The organism is Lentibacillus sp. JNUCC-1 (assembly GCF_009741735.1).
Classification (GTDB): domain Bacteria; phylum Bacillota; class Bacilli; order Bacillales; family Amphibacillaceae; genus Lentibacillus_B.
Window position 1 is genome coordinate 1384384 of sequence record NZ_WHOH01000001.1, and the last position, 15846, is coordinate 1400229.

Genomic DNA, 15846 nt, shown 5'->3' on the forward strand with positions numbered 1-15846 from the left:
ACGCCATCCCCCCTTCAGTTCTGAATTAATGCACAGCCTCCGCAGCCAAAGCCTGACGTACCCAACGGTTGTTTTCATAAGCAATGGTTCGGAGTTTCAGACGTGCCTTGGAACGTGGTCCATTATTGCCGATGATCTGTTTGAAAAGTGTCCAGTCGGGTTGTTTGTAAAGCCACTTTTCTTTTTCAGTGTCATAATGAATCGTGTCGTCCGGCACTGTCAGACCGAGGGCGAATACACGTGGCATATATTTATCAAGAAAAGCTTGCCGCAGTTCTTCGTTGGAGCTTTTCCGAATGCGGTATTTGATCATGATGTCCTGTTTAGATGAACCGGTCGTTTCCGCAGATGCCGGGCCAAAAAACATGAGTAAGGCTTCCCACCAGCGATTAAGCGAATCTTGAAGAATGGCCCGTTGTTCATCTGTACCTTCTGCCAGAGCCATGATAATGGATTCACCGTGCTGGGCGTGGAAAACCTCCTCCTGGCAAATGCGCTGCAAGGCCCGCTGATACGGTCCATATGATGCATCAAGCATATTGGTCTGGGAAATAATGGCTGCCCCGTCAACCAGCCAGCCCACCATGCCTGCATCTGCCCAAGTTTTCGTCGGCATATGAAACACATTGTGGAACTTCAGTCTGCCGCCAAGCAAATCTTCTATGAGATCACCGCGTGTCTTGCCATATGGTGCCATAAGATCTTCAGCCACTCTGAGCAGAAGCTGGCCATGACCCATTTCGTCCTGTACTTTAGCCATAATCCCAAGTTTTCGCCTGAGTGTCGGTGCTTTTGGAACCCATTCTTTCTCAGGAAGGGCACCCATAATTTCACTCATGCCATGCATTGAAATTAATTTAATCAATGCCTTGCGGTAATCATCGGGCATCCAATCATCCGCTTCGATTTTATCCCCCGCTTCAATCCGGTTCATAAACGCTTCGTATTTTGCTTCATCTCCTTCAGCAAACACACGGCCAGGTGAATCGCCATCCTCCACGTAATTATACACAGCCACACCTCCATGACGTTTATTTAACGTTATGATACCAAACCGTCACATATTAATCAAGCTTATATTGTCAAAACAAAAAAGGTTTTAAATTGTTGTAAAATATTGTCGAGACCTGTCCTTAATAGCAATTCTCATCGTATGAATTAATGTTCAAAAGTCACCGTTATACGTTTTTAAAATTTGACGTAAGAATTTCGTCATGCTTTGTTCCCTTTGAGACCTGTGCTACAATGGACGTTGGTTGGCTCAAGATGGAAGGATGGTTTTATGGAGCAATCGTTTAACACGCGAGCAATGATTTTCACCATATATGGGGACTATATCAGGCATTATGGGAATGTGATCTGGATTGGCAGTCTCATCCGACTTTTGGAGGCGTTCGGACATAACGAGCAGTCTGTTCGAGCAGCGGTCTCCCGTATGAGCCGGCAAGGTTGGATCCAAGCTGAACGCATCGGCAACAAAAGCTATTATGCTTTGACTGAACGGGGAAAGGCCCGCATGGAAGAGGCTTCCCGACGTATTTACAAATCGGAAGCTGAAGAGTGGGACGGAAAATGGCGCATACTGGTATATACCATTCCTGAAGAAAAAAGACATGTACGCGATGAGTTGCGCAAAGAACTTACATGGAGCGGTTTCGGATTATTGGCGAACAGCTGTTGGATCACGCCTAACCCGCTGGAAAAACAAGTACATACACTGATTGATCAATATGAGATTGCGACTCATGTGTCATTTTTCACGGCTGTCCATGAGGGGATGCAATCATCTCAGGACCTTGTTCGCCAATGCTGGGACCTCACTGAAGTGAACGACCGGTATGCCCAGTTTGTTGAAACATACAGTCAAAAATACATACATGATAAAAGCCGTGTTCAGCGCAATGACTTGAGTGATGAACAGTGTTTTGTCAAATGTGCCCTGCTCGTCCATCAATACCGGAAATTTTTATTTGTAGATCCGAGCCTTCCGCATGAATTGTTGCCAGAGGAATGGCTTGGTGATTCAGCTGCTACGCTGTTCAATGACTACTACCAGCTGCTCGCCGAACGAGCCACCCGTTTTTTTGAGACGGTTTTCAGCCAGGCTGAGATTCCCAATACTGTACAGTTTTCAGATTAAAAGGCGCACACCCACAATGGGTGCGCGCCTTAATACTCATTCTATTCGCTTAAAAATCTGTTCTTGTTTATAATCTTGAGCTTTTTGGGTGTATGTCTCGATTGTTTTTTGAATCATGGCCATATCCTGATCCGTGAGTTTCCGAACGACTTTTCCAGGAGAACCAAGCACGAGTGAACGTGGGGGTATTTTTTTACCCGAGGGCACGAGGGTGTTGGCACCAATAATGGAGTAGGCTCCGATCTCAGCTCCGTCAAGAACCGTTGCACCCATACCAACAAGCACCCCTTCTCTCAGGGTGCATCCGTGGATGATCGCGCTGTGCCCAACTGAAACATTGTCTTCCAGAATCAGCGGAAACTTTTCGTATAAATGACAAACTGTGTTTTCCTGGATATTGCAATTCTCACCTATGCTGATCGGACCTTCATCACCACGTATAACAACGTTGAACCATATACTTGAACGTGCTCCAATTTCAACTTCGCCAATCACGCGAGCACCGTCTGCAATGTATGCCGTCTCATCCACTATCGGTTTGTGGTCCTTATATTGATATAGCATCAATCAATACCTCCTTTTGATTAAATCAATCAAGTGTCATGATAAGCATAGATGATACACATGTGGCGATTTTCTTATCTTTCTGCTCAAGATCTGCTGTGAGATAAGCAAGTTTACGTCCCAAGCGCTCCACTCGAGCGGTAATGTATACAGTCCCCTGTAATGCGGGTCGGTGAAATGTGGTATGTATGTCTATAGAAGCAAACCCTTGTTCATTTGAAAGTTGGGAGGTCACAGCATATGCCATCATAATGTCAGCTGCTGAGGCAAGAAAGCCGCCCATCGCCACTCCGAGCCCGTTCATATAAGCTTCATCAACTGTCCAAACACCATGTGCCACTCCTTCAACAGCTTCAGTTACCACAACTTGCAATGTTTGATCACAGGCAGGGGGATCCATTTCCTGACGAGCAACTTTTTTCAAATCATTTACTGAGTATTTTCTCGGCATCTCCAACCACCTTTATAACGTTTATTATAAAAACCGTATTAATAACGTCACATAAACAATATACAGAATATCAACAAAAGTCAATCGGTGAAAAACTTGTGTAATGGTGAACATATTTTGACACTTTCTCTCAAAATGATTAGCAAGAGACTATGAATGGTATAATACCTATGGGACATCTCAATCCAATATGCCTAGGAGGTATTATAATGGGAAGACTTCAAGATAAGATTGCAATTATTACAGGTGGTGCCTCAGGAATCGGTGAACGTTTGGCAATGCTCTTCAAAGATGAAGGTGCAACTGTCATCGCTGCCGACATTAATGAAGATGCATTGAAAAAGGTATCTGAAATTGAAGGTATTCACGGGAAAAAACTTGATGTAACAAATGAAGATGATTGGGCAAACATGCTTAAAGAAGTTAAAGAGGAATTTGGCGCTATTGACATTTTAATCAATAATGCCGGCGTCAGTACTGAAAAACAACTTCATGAAACAGACTATGCTGTTTGGGAATTCATGCTCAAAATCAATGGTTTTGGTACAATGATGGGCATGAAACATACGCTGCCTTATATGAAAGAAGCTGGGAAAGGTGCGATTGTTAACCTGTCATCTGTTACAGCACTTGTTGGTATGGGACTTAACACGTATACTGCGGCTAAGGGCTCTGTCAGGGCTATCACAAAAGCAGCAGCAACCGAATATGGCCAATTCAATGTACGCATCAACGCCGTATTCCCTGGTGTGATTCAAACACCTATGACAGAAGGTCTTGAATCGAGTTCTGAACAGTTACAACGCATCAATGCCATGACACCTCTTCAACGTCTCGGCAAGCCTGAAGAAGTCGGCAACGCCATTCTGTTCCTAGCCAGTGACGAAGCATCCTTCATTACCGGCGCAGAACTCGCCATCGACGGCGGCTATTCAGCATTGTAAAACACTGCTTCCTATAGCTTAATTAAGACACAATATCCGTAAACTGCGAACTAAGCTTGTACGAGGAAAGCCGTCGCTCCGAAAATACATTTCGCTTTCCGCGGGCACGGCCTCAGCCTCCTCGCGGAAAGACCACCGCTGTGGGGTCTTCGGACTCGTGCTGTTCCCGCAGGAGTCTTCATGTATTTTCTCCGCTATATGGGTGCCCCCTATTTTTGGCATGTTTGTGGGCGGCTAACATTAGCGAATTGCTCTATAATAAAGGGAATAGAACACATACCTCACCAAGCTCGGGGAAAACACGGAGACTCCTGTGGGAGGAAAAGCCTCGGTGAGACCCCGGAGCGCGGTAGCGCGAGGAGGCTCAGCAGCGCCCACTGGACGCGGAGTGTTTTCCCCGAGCGGTTGCCAGAAGCAGTCATTCCAAGTTTTCACTGGTTCGTAGTTTGTGTCTCTATGCATTAGAGTTTAACTGTATTTTTTAAAAGTATAAGTATTGAAGCGGCGCTGAGGTAATTGTCAGCGCCGCTTTTCATGGTAGGTGTTTGGCTTTTTCATTATTGCAGGTGTTCTGGTGGTGGGTTGATGTGTGATTTCCGATCTACTTCTATAAATAGGTGGCCGCTTTTTGCCTCGTTTAATTGTGTTTGAAGCTCTTGCAGCTGTTTTTGCAGCTCTGAGGTATCTGGTATGGCAGAAATCCTGGCTAAAGACGACTCAATAGAGCTCGCGAAAGCCTGGAATTCTTTCTTTGTAACCGGTTGGGCTTCCGGTTTCAACATATAACCGATCTGTCCGTTCGGTTCCAGTGTTGCCCAAGCCACATCCTTCGTACGAGCAATGTTGTTCTGTCTAAGATTGGTTTCCAGCTGATCAACTGTCATCCGTACCTTCTTCAATTCCTTTTCCTGAAGGACTCCATCTTTAATGACAACTTTGGACTTACCGATCAACAGTTTCTCTAGCCAGTTACCTTTGATTTGAGCAAACTCAATGATGACAAGCGTTAAAACAAGAGCGGCCCCCACTGCTATCGTCATCCAAATGTTTTTATCCGCAAGAGGCTGAATAAGCAACGAACCAATCCCAATCATTAACACCGTCTGCGGCAGGGTCATCTGAGATATGGACTTCCTCCCGGCTATACGCAATAAAGTGGTTCCCGCAATAACAATCACAACCGCCTTCCAAATCCATTCCATAAAATATGCCTCCTCACGAACGTCATCTCAAATTAGTTTGCCGCAGGAAGTATACTTTATTCCATGAAAAAAGTTGACATGCTATAGCATGTCAACTTAACAACTTAAGATTTCACAACTAAAGTTTTAGCCATCATATCATGCAGCGCCTGTTTTTTTGATGTGAAGCCTGCCATGATAAATCCGATATAGAAGATCATACCTGATATAAATAATGCGAAGTAACGCCCCACACCTTTCAGAAAGGAAATACGACCGCCGTCTTCATTGATCACCTTAATGCCTACAACCTTCTTGCCGACCGTTCCTTGCCATTTGGATGCATGCATACCCGCAAAATAAAGCACACCAAGTATCCCCGCAATCAAATAAATAATTATAACAATCCCAGTCATCGCAGAGTCATACTCATACGCGGTCATGTAAGGGTTGGTCATTTCAATTAATATAGCTCCGATAAAAAAGCCGATAAATCCGATAATCATCATTGGAATAGCGAGAATAACACCATCAATCATATAAGCCGCAAAACGCATCCAAAATCCCGCATACTTGGTCCCTTTAATACTTACTAGTTCTCTGTGGCAGTTCACACACATTTCCTGATTGGGCTTTGTGGGAGTCCCACAATCCTGACAAAATTGATCGCCGTTCAACGGACGAAACCCACAGTTCGTACAGAATTCGGCTCCTTGTGAAACATGACTGCCACATTGTCTGCAATACATTCTTAACTTCACCTCAACTTACTGTTTAGAAGAATTCCCACTCCCCAACTTGTTTGCCATCTTGCTTCTTTTTAGCAATTAAGTAGGCATCAACAATTGAAAGCGGCACTGTAATAAACCAAAAAAGCGTAAACACAAATAAAAAGAACAGATTTACAAATATAATAATGACGCCTTTCGCAACCTGCCCTAACAAAATTTGACCTAACCCTGGAAGAATAAATGACAATAATACCATAAGCCACGGTTCTTGAGGCACAGCGCCAGAGGTTGAAGGGTTCTTCTTCACTGCAGCCCCGCACGACACGCACATTTCCTGTCGTTCATTCACGGCTGCTCCGCAATGATAACAATGTCTGATGACACGAAACGGCCTGACACCGCATTTTGGGCAGATCTCAGCCTTATCAGAAATCCGCTCGCCGCAGTTTGGACAATACATATAGATCCAACCTCCTTTTTACAAGACCGACAAAATAAATTCTGCCATCTGCTTCCCATGATTCGCTCCCAGCACACCAATGCCATACAGAACAAAAACGATACCAATTCCACCTGTTATACCTGTTACAAAGCGGCGAGCATTCGTGCTTTCGAGCTTACCTGCATATTGAATGCTTCCATCTATAACAAATGGAAGCATTAATATGGCAGCAATCCAAAACGAGATTGCGCCGAACAGAATCCCGTAAACAATCCCAATCACATACCCCAACAAAATACCGGTGCACCTGGCACAAAGTGGAAATTGACGACCTCTGTAAAAAAAGGATCGCTCTGGCAGACGATGGCAGACGAACAATATATTCAGTGCTTTTTGCATATTTCATCTACCTTTGAAAAACAGATTTTTAGACACTGCCAAGCATAGCGAGGAAAAAGGTAAACACAAAGAATAAAATGTAAATACCTACAACAATTGCAGTGCCGGCAATTGCCCATTTACCAGCTGACTTAGCCGATAATGGTTTTTCGTCTTTCCAAACAATATAAAGAATTAAGCCTAGAATTGGAACACAGCACGATGCGACATTAATGAGGGCACTTGGCTCATCCGGCCCTGCTGTACCAGCAACATTTCCTCCAGCACTTTTCAGGCGGGCGCCACAATTGACACATAACTCTTGCTCGGCCTTCGTCTCAACGCCACATGACTGGCAGTAATTGGTACTGTTGAGCGGCCTGACACCACAATTCGGGCAAACATCCGTGTGTTCGCCAACTTCATTCCCACATTCTCTGCAATACATGTTTGTCTCTCCCCCAATTATGAATTGTTATTAGAAAATCATTCTAATCTATAACTCAATAAACAATCATAGCCTAATCAAGCAAAAATATCCATATATTTGTAGAAAAAAGTCGAAACTCGGTACTTAGCGACTATGGTTTTGAGCGGATTATTGGTTTTATAAAGCTATGAAACGTATATTGCTTAACAAGGAGGTATGTAAAATGAACACACTATCATTATATAGACCATCAGGAAAGAAAATGCTTAACAATATACCGTTATCTGTTCTCGATCTCATACCTGTCAAAGATACCGGCAGTGCTCAGGAATCTTTAGCAGCAAGTGCCGAACTTGCAAAACACGTTGACCAATTAGGCTTTAACCGGTATTGGGTAGCGGAACACCACAACCACCCCGGGATCGCGAGTTCAGCCACCTCTGTCGTGATCGGACATTTAGCTGAACAGACCGAACATATCCGTGTGGGCTCGGGCGGGGTCATGCTGCCTAATCACGCCAGTCTCGTCATAGCTGAACAATTCGGGACGCTCGCTGCGATGTACCCAGATCGGATTGATCTCGGTCTTGGACGCGCTCCCGGAACAGACCAGATCACAGCTTTTGCACTGAGAAGAACGCTCAATCAGAGTGTTGAGGATTTTCCACTACAGGTTGAGGAATTGGAATCTTATTTCACCGGTGATGCGCGTGTTAAAGCGATCCCGGGTATTGGAGAGAACATTCCACTCTGGTTGCTCGGCTCCAGTGGTTTCAGCGCACGACTGGCAGCGGAAACCGGGCGACCTTTTTCCTTCGCCAGCCACTTTGCCGGCGAAAACACCCTGCCAGCACTTGAAATCTATCGGAATAATTTTCAGCCGAGTCAAGCGCTAAAAGAACCTTATGTCATGCTTGGGGCAAGTGTGATTGCAGCAGACACCGATCAGAAAGCACAGTGGATCGCTTCGTCTCAGCAACAAATGCGTGAAAGCTTAAGACGTGGCAATCCTGGGCGTTTACAACCACCGGTCGGTGAGGTAGAAGATTATCAAACCGCACCAATGCCCATCCCAGGGCCTGGCGCCATTGAGCCGAGTATTGCGGGCGGACCAGACACTGTCAGAAAAGGCCTTGAAGACCTGATTGAAAAGACGGGTGCCGACGAACTCATTATTACCGAACAAACCTATCATCAAGAAGACCGTCTGCGCTCCTATGAGATCATCGGAGACTTAATGTCATAGCGAAAAGCAAAAAACCGCAGTTCTATAATAGAATTGCGGTTTTTTCGTTATATTAGTTACTAACTATTAACTCCGTCAGTGCAAGTGGCTCCACATAAACGCCTTCTTTAAAAGCACGCATATTGCCGCCAGAGATTTCATCAATCAGCAGAATGTCGCCATGTTGATCCCGGCCAAACTCGAGCTTAATATCATACAAATCAATATTCCGCTCGGCAAGCTCGTCTTTCACCAAGCACGCAATTTCCTGAGTCCTCTGTTTTAAAATGCTGTATTCCGCCTTTGATAAAATACCGAGCATATCAAGCGCATCTTCACTAATCGGAGGGTCTTGACGCTCATCATCCTTCAATGTGACTTCAACAAATGCATCTAGCGCCTGTCCCTCTTCAGCGTATTTCCCATAACGCCGCATAAAACTGCCCGTCGCCCTGAAACGACAGATCACTTCAAGCCCTTCACCAAACAGAGTGGCAGGGACCACAGTCATCGTCTGCGCATCGATATCTGCCTCGACGAAGTGCGTTGGAATGCCTGCTTCAAGGCATTTCTTAAAAAAGTACGTGGTCAGCCTAAGCCCTGCTTTTCCAGCGCCTTCAATGGATAAACCGACCGTGTTGGCGCCAGGGTCAAACACCCCATCCTCACCGGTCACGTCATCTTTGAACTGCAACAAATAGTTCCCGCTATCAAGTGCATAAACATCCTTTGTTTTTCCAGTATAAACTTTATTCATCGGCCGACCCCTCACTTGTTTTCTTGTACATAGTCACTCATATTATGGCACAGCCTAGACTCACATGTAAATGTCCATTGGATATATTGACTAAAATCCGGGTTGAGTGGTTTAACAAATAAAATGAAAAGTAGCTTACTTTTGCACAGGAGTGTTGCTATTTAATTCATAGTATCCGTAAACTGCGAACTAACTAGACAGATTTTATGACTACCACCGGCAACCGCTCGGGGAAAACACTCCGCGTCCAGTGGGCGCTGATGAGCCTCCTCGGTCTGACGACCTCCGGGGTCTCATCTAGGCTTTTTGCTCCCAGTCGAGTAAGCGGGAATACTCTCTAGTTTTCGAGAGTATTCCTCACTCCTCACAGAACCGTGCGTGCAGTATTACCGCACACGGCTCTTCCTATCATCATTTACAAAATATAGCTAATCTCGTTTCTTAGTTCGTAAATGTTCACTTTCATTTTCGGCTTGGGCAAGGGGTATTTTCTTAAGAATAAGTTGAATTTATCCCAACTAAAAGATTTCCTTTGACTCCGTCGATTCATCCACTTAAATAACAATTGCTTGACCCGGTAGAGGAATTCCTCCACCGCCAACGTATTATCTGTAATACAATAATAGTTGTAATATCCTTTAAGTGACCGATCGAGTCTTGCCATAATCTCTTGAATATCTCTGTTTCGATTGGCTTTCAGCCACTCCTTTTGATTCGCTAGCTTGGCTTTCATTTTCTTGCGACTGGTCTTTCGTTTAACACGAAAGTTACCGGTTCGGCTTTTACTGCAATAGTGCGTGAAGCCAAGAAAATCAAATGTAGATGGCTTTCCAGATCCTCCATTTCCAGCGTTTCGACCAAATGAAATGATACTTGTTTTGTCTTCAGCTATTTCCAAGCCAAATTTGGCTAGTCTTTTAATTAATGCTGAGTAGAAAGCTTTTGCTTCGTCCTCATACTGAAAACAACATACAAAGTCATCGGCATAGCGCACGATGTATGCATGTCCTTTGCATTGCTTCTTGACCCGTTTCTCAAACCATAGGTCTAGTACATAGTGCAAATACACATTCGCTAAAATGGGGGAAATGATCCCTCCTTGCGGAGTCCCTTTATCCGTATCAAAATACTTTCCTTCCTCCATGTAACCTCCCTTAAGGAAGCGTCGGATGATTCTTAAGAGGTTCGGGTCTTTGATACGATGGTTCAGAAACTTCATCATCCAGTCATGATCGACATTGTCAAAGAATCCTTTAATATCAGCATCCACCACAAAGTTGGTGGGGCGCTTTTCAATATATACATTCAGGATTTTCAACGCATCATGACAGTTTCTGTTAGGGCGGAAGCCAAAAGAGCTTTCAAGAAAATCATTCTCATATATGGCATTAAGAATCTTCCCTATAGCCCGTTGAACAATCTTATCCTCATGGTCAGGGATACCTAAAGGTCTTTTCTTTCTCGAGCCCGGCTTATCAATGTAAGTGCGTCTGACTGGTACAGGGCGGTAAGCATTGTTCTTAAGCCGTTTGACCAGATCATCGACATTTTCATTGAGGTTATCGCCGTAGCCTTCCTTAGAAATTCCTTTTGTACCTCTGGCTTTTTCACTAGGCAATTCATAATGACATTGTTTAAGATTGTTCACGTTTAAGAGATGTGCCAATGACGTAAACGCCATATTCTTATCTTTCTTAGCTAATTCTGCTATCCTTGTTAGTTTCGTTTCCATCATTAATTCCACCTCTGGGTGTAGATAATGTTTCCCTTTCAAGGTCGATGACAGGTAGCGGCCTTCCCTCCATCGGAGTTACCCGATTTCTTTGGTACTATGCCGCTATCCGACTTCCTTTAGACATCTGACAGCCCTTACTTTATTATCGCTTGTTCGTCATTACTCTTCGTCAGAAGAGATCTAAAGGACCTCCCGAGTTGCCATAATATATCAATGTGTGACGTGCCGAGGTCACCGACTCCGAGGAAGCTGTTATGATCTTGCCTTGTCGATCATAGCAATGTTGCCTTCTATGCTCCTGAGCATATCGACCTTCCTGAAAGCACGAATTTCGGAGCTCAATCCCTTCAACCGCTTGGCTTACGGCCCATCACCTCGCTGTCTACGCTTAAGGGCAAATGTTACCATTTGCCGTCCAAGACTCGCTACGAGCGAATGGCTAGTTCTTTCTCGACGGGGATTCCACCCGTTATATATTACGACCTATGCTCGGCCGCACCAGGAGTCTCCGTGTTTTCCCCGAGCTGAGTGATAAGGATTTACCCTCTTCGCTTCTTTTAGGAATAGAACGGCTCAAGCACTGACTAACATAAAGTGATTGGAGCGGAGGGAAGTCGACTCCTGCGGGAACAGCACGAGTCCGAAGACCCCGCAGTGAGCGGTCTTTGCGAGCGAGGAGGCTGAGGCCGTGCCCGCGGAAAGCGACTTCCCGCAGCGCAAATCACGATTCTCATACAAACATATATGGTGTTTGACTTAGTTATATCGGCGTTTACAACTCATATATCGGAAAACCACGTGAAATCACCATACGAGTAGTAACTTAAAACTTCTTAGGCCAGGGGGGTTGCTTTTTGAATTTTTACTAGTTCGCAGCAAAATGGATCTATCTGAGGGAGTTTGTGTCTATTGTTCATTAAGAAGGTTAGTAATCTTGCTTTTGGATAAAAGTAAAAGACAAGACCGCCAGAAGTGCTATGGAGCCAAAGACAACCCCATATTGAAGCAACTCCAAATTATGGGACCCGATATAGATCGGAAAGAAATAGAGCGGTAGGTGCTCAATGCTAGATGCCAAAAACGCTGGCAAGTCAGCCTGAAGCAGCGTATCTAAGAGGTTTGGCAGGAAGGACACAGCCAAAACTGCCACAACAAACAATACGGTGACCTTTCTATAGAAGAGACTGATCGTGAAGAACAAAGCTGCGTAAAACATCGTAAACAAAACATAATTTAAAATCGATTTCCAATACAACATCTGCTCCACATCAACCCCAGTATAGATCTTGGTGATATAAACCGTTACCGCACAAGCGATTCCAAATATCAAACCAACAATCCCAAAGCCAATCATTTTGGACAAGCCATATTTCACACGGTTGGTTTTCGTGTTTAACAGTAAGCTAATGGTTTCACTAGAGAGATCCACAGAGAATAGACGCATCCCAATAACGGCACTGAATATGCTTCCGAACATGGCGTAAAATGATGTGATATGACTCATTGTAAACGGACCGCTCAAATGTTTAATGGAATAAGCGATTCCGAATGCCGCCAGAAATGATAAACCAAGTGCTAAATATAGCAACCAACTGGATATGATTCGTTTGACGTCAAAAGCAACGAGCTTAGACACTTTCATTGAGCTACACCTCCATGCTGCTTAGTCATATTAAAATAATGGTCCTTTAATGTGTGCTTCTCGGTTGAAATATATTTAGGAAATACATTTTCCTCTGCGAACTGGCTGAGTAATGGGGACATATCTTCTGTATAAGGAATTTTAATGGTCATTTCCTCTGCTTCAACTTTTTCGAACGCCTTCTTCGCGATACTAATTGCAACTGCTTTATCTTCAGGGTGTACTTTAATTACAATAGATCCCGATTGAGCCAGCTGTGTTACTTCAATTTGACTCTCGATGACGCCTTGGTCGATAAAGACGATTTCATCACTCACTTGCTCAATATCTTCCAGCTTATGACTGGAAATCAGAACACCCATCTGGAATTCCTCAGCCAGATGTTTAATGGTTTTCAGAACCTCCTGTGAACTGTCAGGGTCCATACCGTTTGTTGGTTCGTCCAAAATCAAATAGTGCGGTTTTTTCAGCATAGACAACACAATACCTAATTTTTGCTTCATCCCCATTGAATAGGTTCGTACCTTTTTATAAATGTACGTCTTCATTCCCAAAGTTTCTAATAAATAATTGACATAATCAAGGTCATGGACGCCGTACACCTCAGAAAAATAAACGATATTATACCCGCCGCTTCGATGCTGATAAGCTTTTGGATGTTCAATGAGATAACCGAGCGTCTGACCTCTGCTTTCCAACTGACCGTCAAATTTTTGTATGATCTGACAGAGAACCTTCATCAAGGTTGTTTTCCCAGCTCCATTTTTGCCTATTAAGCCAGTTATAACACCCCTTTTAATGTCCAGATCAATATCGTCAAGAATTAATTGTTTACCGTACATTTTACTGATATCTTTCACATGCATACTGCTCCACCCCTTTTATGAATCTGGTTCTTCCCAAAACAAATCATCGAGCGTTTTATTGAGCGTGTGGCAGATCGACAGGCACAATTTCAGCGTCGGATTATAATTCCCCATTTCAATTAGGCCAATTGTCTGACGCGAGACTCCAACACGTTCAGCAAGCTCGGCCTGTGACAGGTCATGTTCCACCCTCGCCATTTTCAGCTTAATGTTTTTCATCGTCATCACCTGACTCATCGTCGTCAAGCATTTTATCCACGACCTCATCACTTTTCCGTTTGGCCACCTCATTCGTTACAACCAAGATAATGATAAAAAACGGCAAGTAAATCATCAGGGATACAAATGCCACCATGAAAAAGTAATAAATGCTTTGGCCCACACCATCCGCATATTGCACAGCACTGTTAATTCCGAAAGCAAGTGCCATGCCGATGCCAAGTGCAATACTTATGACAAGAGTTTTCTTGCGCATCGACCATTTGCTTGTGCGGTCATGCAATTCGACTTCAGCTGAGTATATGCCCAGTCGTGCCGAACGAAATAAATAATAAACGCCGCCCCCGATCAGGATGATTAACTCGGTGTAAATCCGATTATGCTCTGTGCTCATATCGTAAACAAATTGTTTGATAATGATTGAGCTCATGCAAATCACAATGACTACAATATACAATTCAGCATAAATCTTGTTTCTGACGTTAACAATTCGCTCATCTTCGTTTTTCTTTCTTTTGAAAATCCCCATATTGACGGCTCCTTTCTTGTATCTAAAATAATCGTACCCTATTTTGTAGCATTTTGCAATATATACTTGTCATTTTGACTGTATAATAATGCAAAATGTAATATAAAATGTTTTTTCATAAAAAAAACTGCCCTAATGTTTGGGCAGGCAGATATTTTATAGACTTACTTTTCTTTTAACAACTGCTTAATCTCCTCAAGCTCCTTCTGCACTTCAGCCAGTTTGACCTCTGTTGGTGACAGGTTTTCCTCAGCATTCGCTTCTTCCACATTGTTCACGACAACACCGACAAACAGGTTGAAGATCACAAACGTCCCGATCAGAATAAACGTCACGAAAAACCACCACGATGAAGGATCCAGTGCTAAAATAGGACGCATCACACCGCTTGCCCAAGATTCCAAAGTCACAACCTGAAACAGAGTTAACAGCGACGAATGCAAACTACCAAAGTACTCTGGTGCTACGTCCTTAAACAGCATCGTGCCAATCACACCATATATGTAAAAAAACAAACTGAGCAAAAGTAAAATCGTCCCCATCGATGGAATCGTCAAGAGCAGCGCATTCACCATCCGGCGCAATGACGGTACGATGGAAATCGCCCGGAGAACACGGAGCACACGCAAGATTCGCAGCACTGTTACATAGTATGCGCCAACTAAAATATGCCCGCTGGCAACAATGACAAAATCAAACAAACTCCACGGATCTGTGAAAAATGCTTTCAAGGACGTGCTGCCAATGAGTCTAATGATAATTTCAATGGTAAATATCCAAAGCAGGGCCTGATCCACAATATATATGAGGCTCCCATATTTAACGGCAACCGATTCATACGTCTCCAACCCGACAAGCACGGCATTCACCAATATTAATCCGATAATCACATTCATGAATACCGGGTGCTCTGATATCGTTCTGCATGTCATTTTAATCTGTTTCATTACATCACGCTCCCCCTTTGCTTATTTTACTGATTCGAGAGGCTTCTGTCACCTTTTATTTTGTATGATTTCTCCCCATAAAAACTCCCCTGCCATGTTTCCACAGCAAGGGGGTATGAAGTCATTCATGCTCGTAGCATGTCTCATACGTCTCTTTCAGGAGCAAACTTTGACAAGCAAGTCCTGTATCATGGTAAATCTCTGTCATGACGTTGAGCTCAATACTTCTTTCATATTTGTTGTTTCCAGATGTTTCATTCTGGATATACAGGGTTTCGCCGTCTGTCCACTTCAATGAAAATTGTTCTTTTGCATTGCCTAAATAGATCGTCTTCACATGATCGCCGTTGTTGTGGTCTGTCACATCAACCCATACATTCACGCCACCTGCCGCTCCACCATATGTGTTGTAATAGGCATCGGCAGTGTATTGGCCATCCGGTGAAGGTAATGGGGCTTTATAATGCTCACCTTCAAGACCGGAAAAGCTGAAGAAATACAACCGATATACCATTATGGCTGATGTCAGAGTGATGCCCACCACTAATGCTGCCGCCCATCTTTTCGGGAAGGGCTTCTTTTTCACCAGGAAAGCAACAAGGTTATAGGAAAATATGATGAATAAGACCGTTGTGGCCGGGAATAATAATATGCCCAGCAAGTTA

At 43.9% G+C, this 15846-nt stretch carries 19 protein-coding genes and 1 pseudogene; 3 read left to right on the forward strand and 17 right to left on the reverse strand.

Annotated features, from left to right (window positions below; all coding sequences use genetic code 11):
• Nucleotides 1-25: 25 nt before the first annotated feature.
• On the reverse strand, nt 26-934 hold the full coding sequence (gene paaA / locus JNUCC1_RS06225; protein WP_156645424.1) for a 1,2-phenylacetyl-CoA epoxidase subunit PaaA: 909 nt from the start codon (nt 932-934) through the stop codon (nt 26-28).
• 348 nt (nt 935-1282) lie between these two features.
• Between paaA and paaX the strand changes: the two genes are divergently transcribed.
• The gene (gene paaX, locus JNUCC1_RS06230; protein ID WP_156644594.1) at nt 1283-2140 is read left to right on the forward strand and encodes a phenylacetic acid degradation operon negative regulatory protein PaaX; all 858 of its coding nucleotides are present in this window, start codon (nt 1283-1285) and stop codon (nt 2138-2140) included.
• Between the two features lie 36 nt (nt 2141-2176).
• Here the strand turns inward: paaX and JNUCC1_RS06235 are convergent, their stop codons facing one another.
• Together JNUCC1_RS06235 and JNUCC1_RS06240 are read right to left on the reverse strand one after the other, a co-directional pair.
• Nucleotides 2177-2704 (reverse strand): gamma carbonic anhydrase family protein, encoded by a 528-nt coding sequence (locus tag JNUCC1_RS06235; protein WP_156644595.1) that lies wholly within the window; start codon nt 2702-2704, stop codon nt 2177-2179.
• A gap of 25 nt (nt 2705-2729) precedes the next feature.
• Nucleotides 2730-3155: a PaaI family thioesterase gene (locus tag JNUCC1_RS06240; protein WP_156644596.1), complete on the reverse strand. Its 426-nt coding sequence runs from the start codon at nt 3153-3155 to the stop codon at nt 2730-2732.
• Nucleotides 3156-3364: 209 nt separating this feature from the next.
• Between JNUCC1_RS06240 and JNUCC1_RS06245 the strand changes: the two genes are divergently transcribed.
• The gene (locus JNUCC1_RS06245; protein ID WP_156644597.1) at nt 3365-4099 is read left to right on the forward strand and encodes an SDR family NAD(P)-dependent oxidoreductase; all 735 of its coding nucleotides are present in this window, start codon (nt 3365-3367) and stop codon (nt 4097-4099) included.
• Between the two features lie 557 nt (nt 4100-4656).
• On the opposite strand, the gene JNUCC1_RS06250 is transcribed toward JNUCC1_RS06245, so the two are convergent.
• From JNUCC1_RS06250 to JNUCC1_RS06270, 6 genes and pseudogenes are all read right to left on the reverse strand, one after another.
• Nucleotides 4657-5301 (reverse strand): DUF421 domain-containing protein, encoded by a 645-nt coding sequence (locus tag JNUCC1_RS06250; protein WP_156644598.1) that lies wholly within the window; start codon nt 5299-5301, stop codon nt 4657-4659.
• Nucleotides 5302-5405: 104 nt separating this feature from the next.
• Nucleotides 5406-5900, reverse strand: a complete 495-nt coding sequence (locus JNUCC1_RS06255) for an RDD family protein (protein ID WP_156645425.1) — start codon at nt 5898-5900, stop codon at nt 5406-5408.
• Nucleotides 5898-6029 (reverse strand): annotated as a pseudogene (locus JNUCC1_RS19465) (zinc-ribbon domain-containing protein); the annotation flags it as partial. The gene JNUCC1_RS06255 and the pseudogene JNUCC1_RS19465, both read right to left, overlap by 3 nt.
• A 25-nt stretch (nt 6030-6054) precedes the next feature.
• On the reverse strand, nt 6055-6471 hold the full coding sequence (locus JNUCC1_RS06260; protein ID WP_156644599.1) for a zinc ribbon domain-containing protein: 417 nt from the start codon (nt 6469-6471) through the stop codon (nt 6055-6057).
• An 18-nt stretch (nt 6472-6489) separates the two neighbouring features.
• A complete protein-coding gene (locus JNUCC1_RS06265; protein ID WP_156644600.1) occupies nt 6490-6852 on the reverse strand; it encodes a DUF2085 domain-containing protein in 363 nt (120 codons plus the stop codon).
• A gap of 28 nt (nt 6853-6880) precedes the next feature.
• A complete protein-coding gene (locus tag JNUCC1_RS06270) occupies nt 6881-7279 on the reverse strand; it encodes a hypothetical protein (protein WP_197431645.1) in 399 nt (132 codons plus the stop codon).
• Between the two features lie 205 nt (nt 7280-7484).
• On the opposite strand from JNUCC1_RS06270, the gene JNUCC1_RS06275 reads away from it, so the two are divergent.
• Nucleotides 7485-8507 carry an LLM class flavin-dependent oxidoreductase gene (locus JNUCC1_RS06275; protein WP_156644601.1) on the forward strand — a complete coding sequence of 341 codons (1023 nt, stop codon included), beginning with the start codon at nt 7485-7487 and terminating at the stop codon, nt 8505-8507.
• Nucleotides 8508-8559: 52 nt separating this feature from the next.
• Here JNUCC1_RS06275 and JNUCC1_RS06280 read toward each other — a convergent pair whose 3' ends face one another.
• From JNUCC1_RS06280 to JNUCC1_RS06315, 8 genes are all read right to left on the reverse strand, one after another.
• Nucleotides 8560-9243: a phosphoribosylaminoimidazolesuccinocarboxamide synthase gene (locus JNUCC1_RS06280; protein WP_156644602.1), complete on the reverse strand. Its 684-nt coding sequence runs from the start codon at nt 9241-9243 to the stop codon at nt 8560-8562.
• Nucleotides 9244-9658: 415 nt separating this feature from the next.
• The gene (gene ltrA / locus JNUCC1_RS06285) at nt 9659-10978 is read right to left on the reverse strand and encodes a group II intron reverse transcriptase/maturase (protein WP_442915421.1); all 1320 of its coding nucleotides are present in this window, start codon (nt 10976-10978) and stop codon (nt 9659-9661) included.
• A 925-nt stretch (nt 10979-11903) separates the two neighbouring features.
• Nucleotides 11904-12620, reverse strand: a complete 717-nt coding sequence (locus JNUCC1_RS06290; RefSeq protein WP_156644603.1) for an ABC transporter permease subunit — start codon at nt 12618-12620, stop codon at nt 11904-11906.
• Nucleotides 12617-13486, reverse strand: coding sequence for an ABC transporter ATP-binding protein (locus tag JNUCC1_RS06295; RefSeq protein ID WP_156644604.1), 870 nt, complete (start codon nt 13484-13486; stop codon nt 12617-12619). Before JNUCC1_RS06295 ends, JNUCC1_RS06290 begins: the two co-directional genes overlap by 4 nt.
• A gap of 15 nt (nt 13487-13501) precedes the next feature.
• Complete coding sequence (locus JNUCC1_RS06300) at nt 13502-13705, reverse strand: helix-turn-helix transcriptional regulator (RefSeq protein WP_156644605.1); 204 nt, start codon at nt 13703-13705, stop codon at nt 13502-13504.
• Entirely contained in the window at nt 13692-14234 is a 543-nt protein-coding gene (locus JNUCC1_RS06305; protein ID WP_156644606.1) for a DUF6773 family protein, read from the reverse strand. Before JNUCC1_RS06305 ends, JNUCC1_RS06300 begins: the two co-directional genes overlap by 14 nt.
• Nucleotides 14235-14398: 164 nt before the next feature.
• A complete protein-coding gene (locus JNUCC1_RS06310; protein ID WP_156644607.1) occupies nt 14399-15181 on the reverse strand; it encodes an ion transporter in 783 nt (260 codons plus the stop codon).
• 121 nt (nt 15182-15302) lie between these two features.
• Entirely contained in the window at nt 15303-15842 is a 540-nt protein-coding gene (locus JNUCC1_RS06315) for a DUF5412 family protein (RefSeq protein ID WP_197431646.1), read from the reverse strand.
• Nucleotides 15843-15846 lie beyond the last annotated feature (4 nt).

Bases quoted from the DNA above. Each gene is read 5' to 3' on its own strand.
- JNUCC1_RS06265 (WP_156644600.1), bottom strand. From the start codon at position 6,852: ATGCAAAAAGCACTGAATATATTGTTCGTCTGCCATCGTCTGCCAGAG.
- paaA (WP_156645424.1), bottom strand. From the start codon at position 934: ATGAACCGGATTGAAGCGGGGGATAAAATCGAAGCGGATGATTGGATG.
- JNUCC1_RS06280 (WP_156644602.1), bottom strand. From the start codon at position 9,243: ATGAATAAAGTTTATACTGGAAAAACAAAGGATGTTTATGCACTTGAT.
- JNUCC1_RS06250 (WP_156644598.1), bottom strand. From the start codon at position 5,301: ATGGAATGGATTTGGAAGGCGGTTGTGATTGTTATTGCGGGAACCACT.
- JNUCC1_RS06270 (WP_197431645.1), bottom strand. From the start codon at position 7,279: ATGTATTGCAGAGAATGTGGGAATGAAGTTGGCGAACACACGGATGTT.
- JNUCC1_RS06260 (WP_156644599.1), bottom strand. From the start codon at position 6,471: ATGTATTGTCCAAACTGCGGCGAGCGGATTTCTGATAAGGCTGAGATC.
- JNUCC1_RS06235 (WP_156644595.1), bottom strand. From the start codon at position 2,704: ATGCTATATCAATATAAGGACCACAAACCGATAGTGGATGAGACGGCA.
- paaX (WP_156644594.1), top strand. From the start codon at position 1,283: ATGGAGCAATCGTTTAACACGCGAGCAATGATTTTCACCATATATGGG.
- JNUCC1_RS06300 (WP_156644605.1), bottom strand. From the start codon at position 13,705: ATGAAAAACATTAAGCTGAAAATGGCGAGGGTGGAACATGACCTGTCA.
- JNUCC1_RS06305 (WP_156644606.1), bottom strand. From the start codon at position 14,234: ATGGGGATTTTCAAAAGAAAGAAAAACGAAGATGAGCGAATTGTTAAC.
- JNUCC1_RS06245 (WP_156644597.1), top strand. From the start codon at position 3,365: ATGGGAAGACTTCAAGATAAGATTGCAATTATTACAGGTGGTGCCTCA.
- ltrA (WP_442915421.1), bottom strand. From the start codon at position 10,978: ATGATGGAAACGAAACTAACAAGGATAGCAGAATTAGCTAAGAAAGAT.
- JNUCC1_RS06290 (WP_156644603.1), bottom strand. From the start codon at position 12,620: ATGAAAGTGTCTAAGCTCGTTGCTTTTGACGTCAAACGAATCATATCC.
- JNUCC1_RS06295 (WP_156644604.1), bottom strand. From the start codon at position 13,486: ATGCATGTGAAAGATATCAGTAAAATGTACGGTAAACAATTAATTCTT.
- JNUCC1_RS06310 (WP_156644607.1), bottom strand. From the start codon at position 15,181: ATGAAACAGATTAAAATGACATGCAGAACGATATCAGAGCACCCGGTA.
- JNUCC1_RS06275 (WP_156644601.1), top strand. From the start codon at position 7,485: ATGAACACACTATCATTATATAGACCATCAGGAAAGAAAATGCTTAAC.
- JNUCC1_RS06255 (WP_156645425.1), bottom strand. From the start codon at position 5,900: ATGTGTGTGAACTGCCACAGAGAACTAGTAAGTATTAAAGGGACCAAG.
- JNUCC1_RS06240 (WP_156644596.1), bottom strand. From the start codon at position 3,155: ATGCCGAGAAAATACTCAGTAAATGATTTGAAAAAAGTTGCTCGTCAG.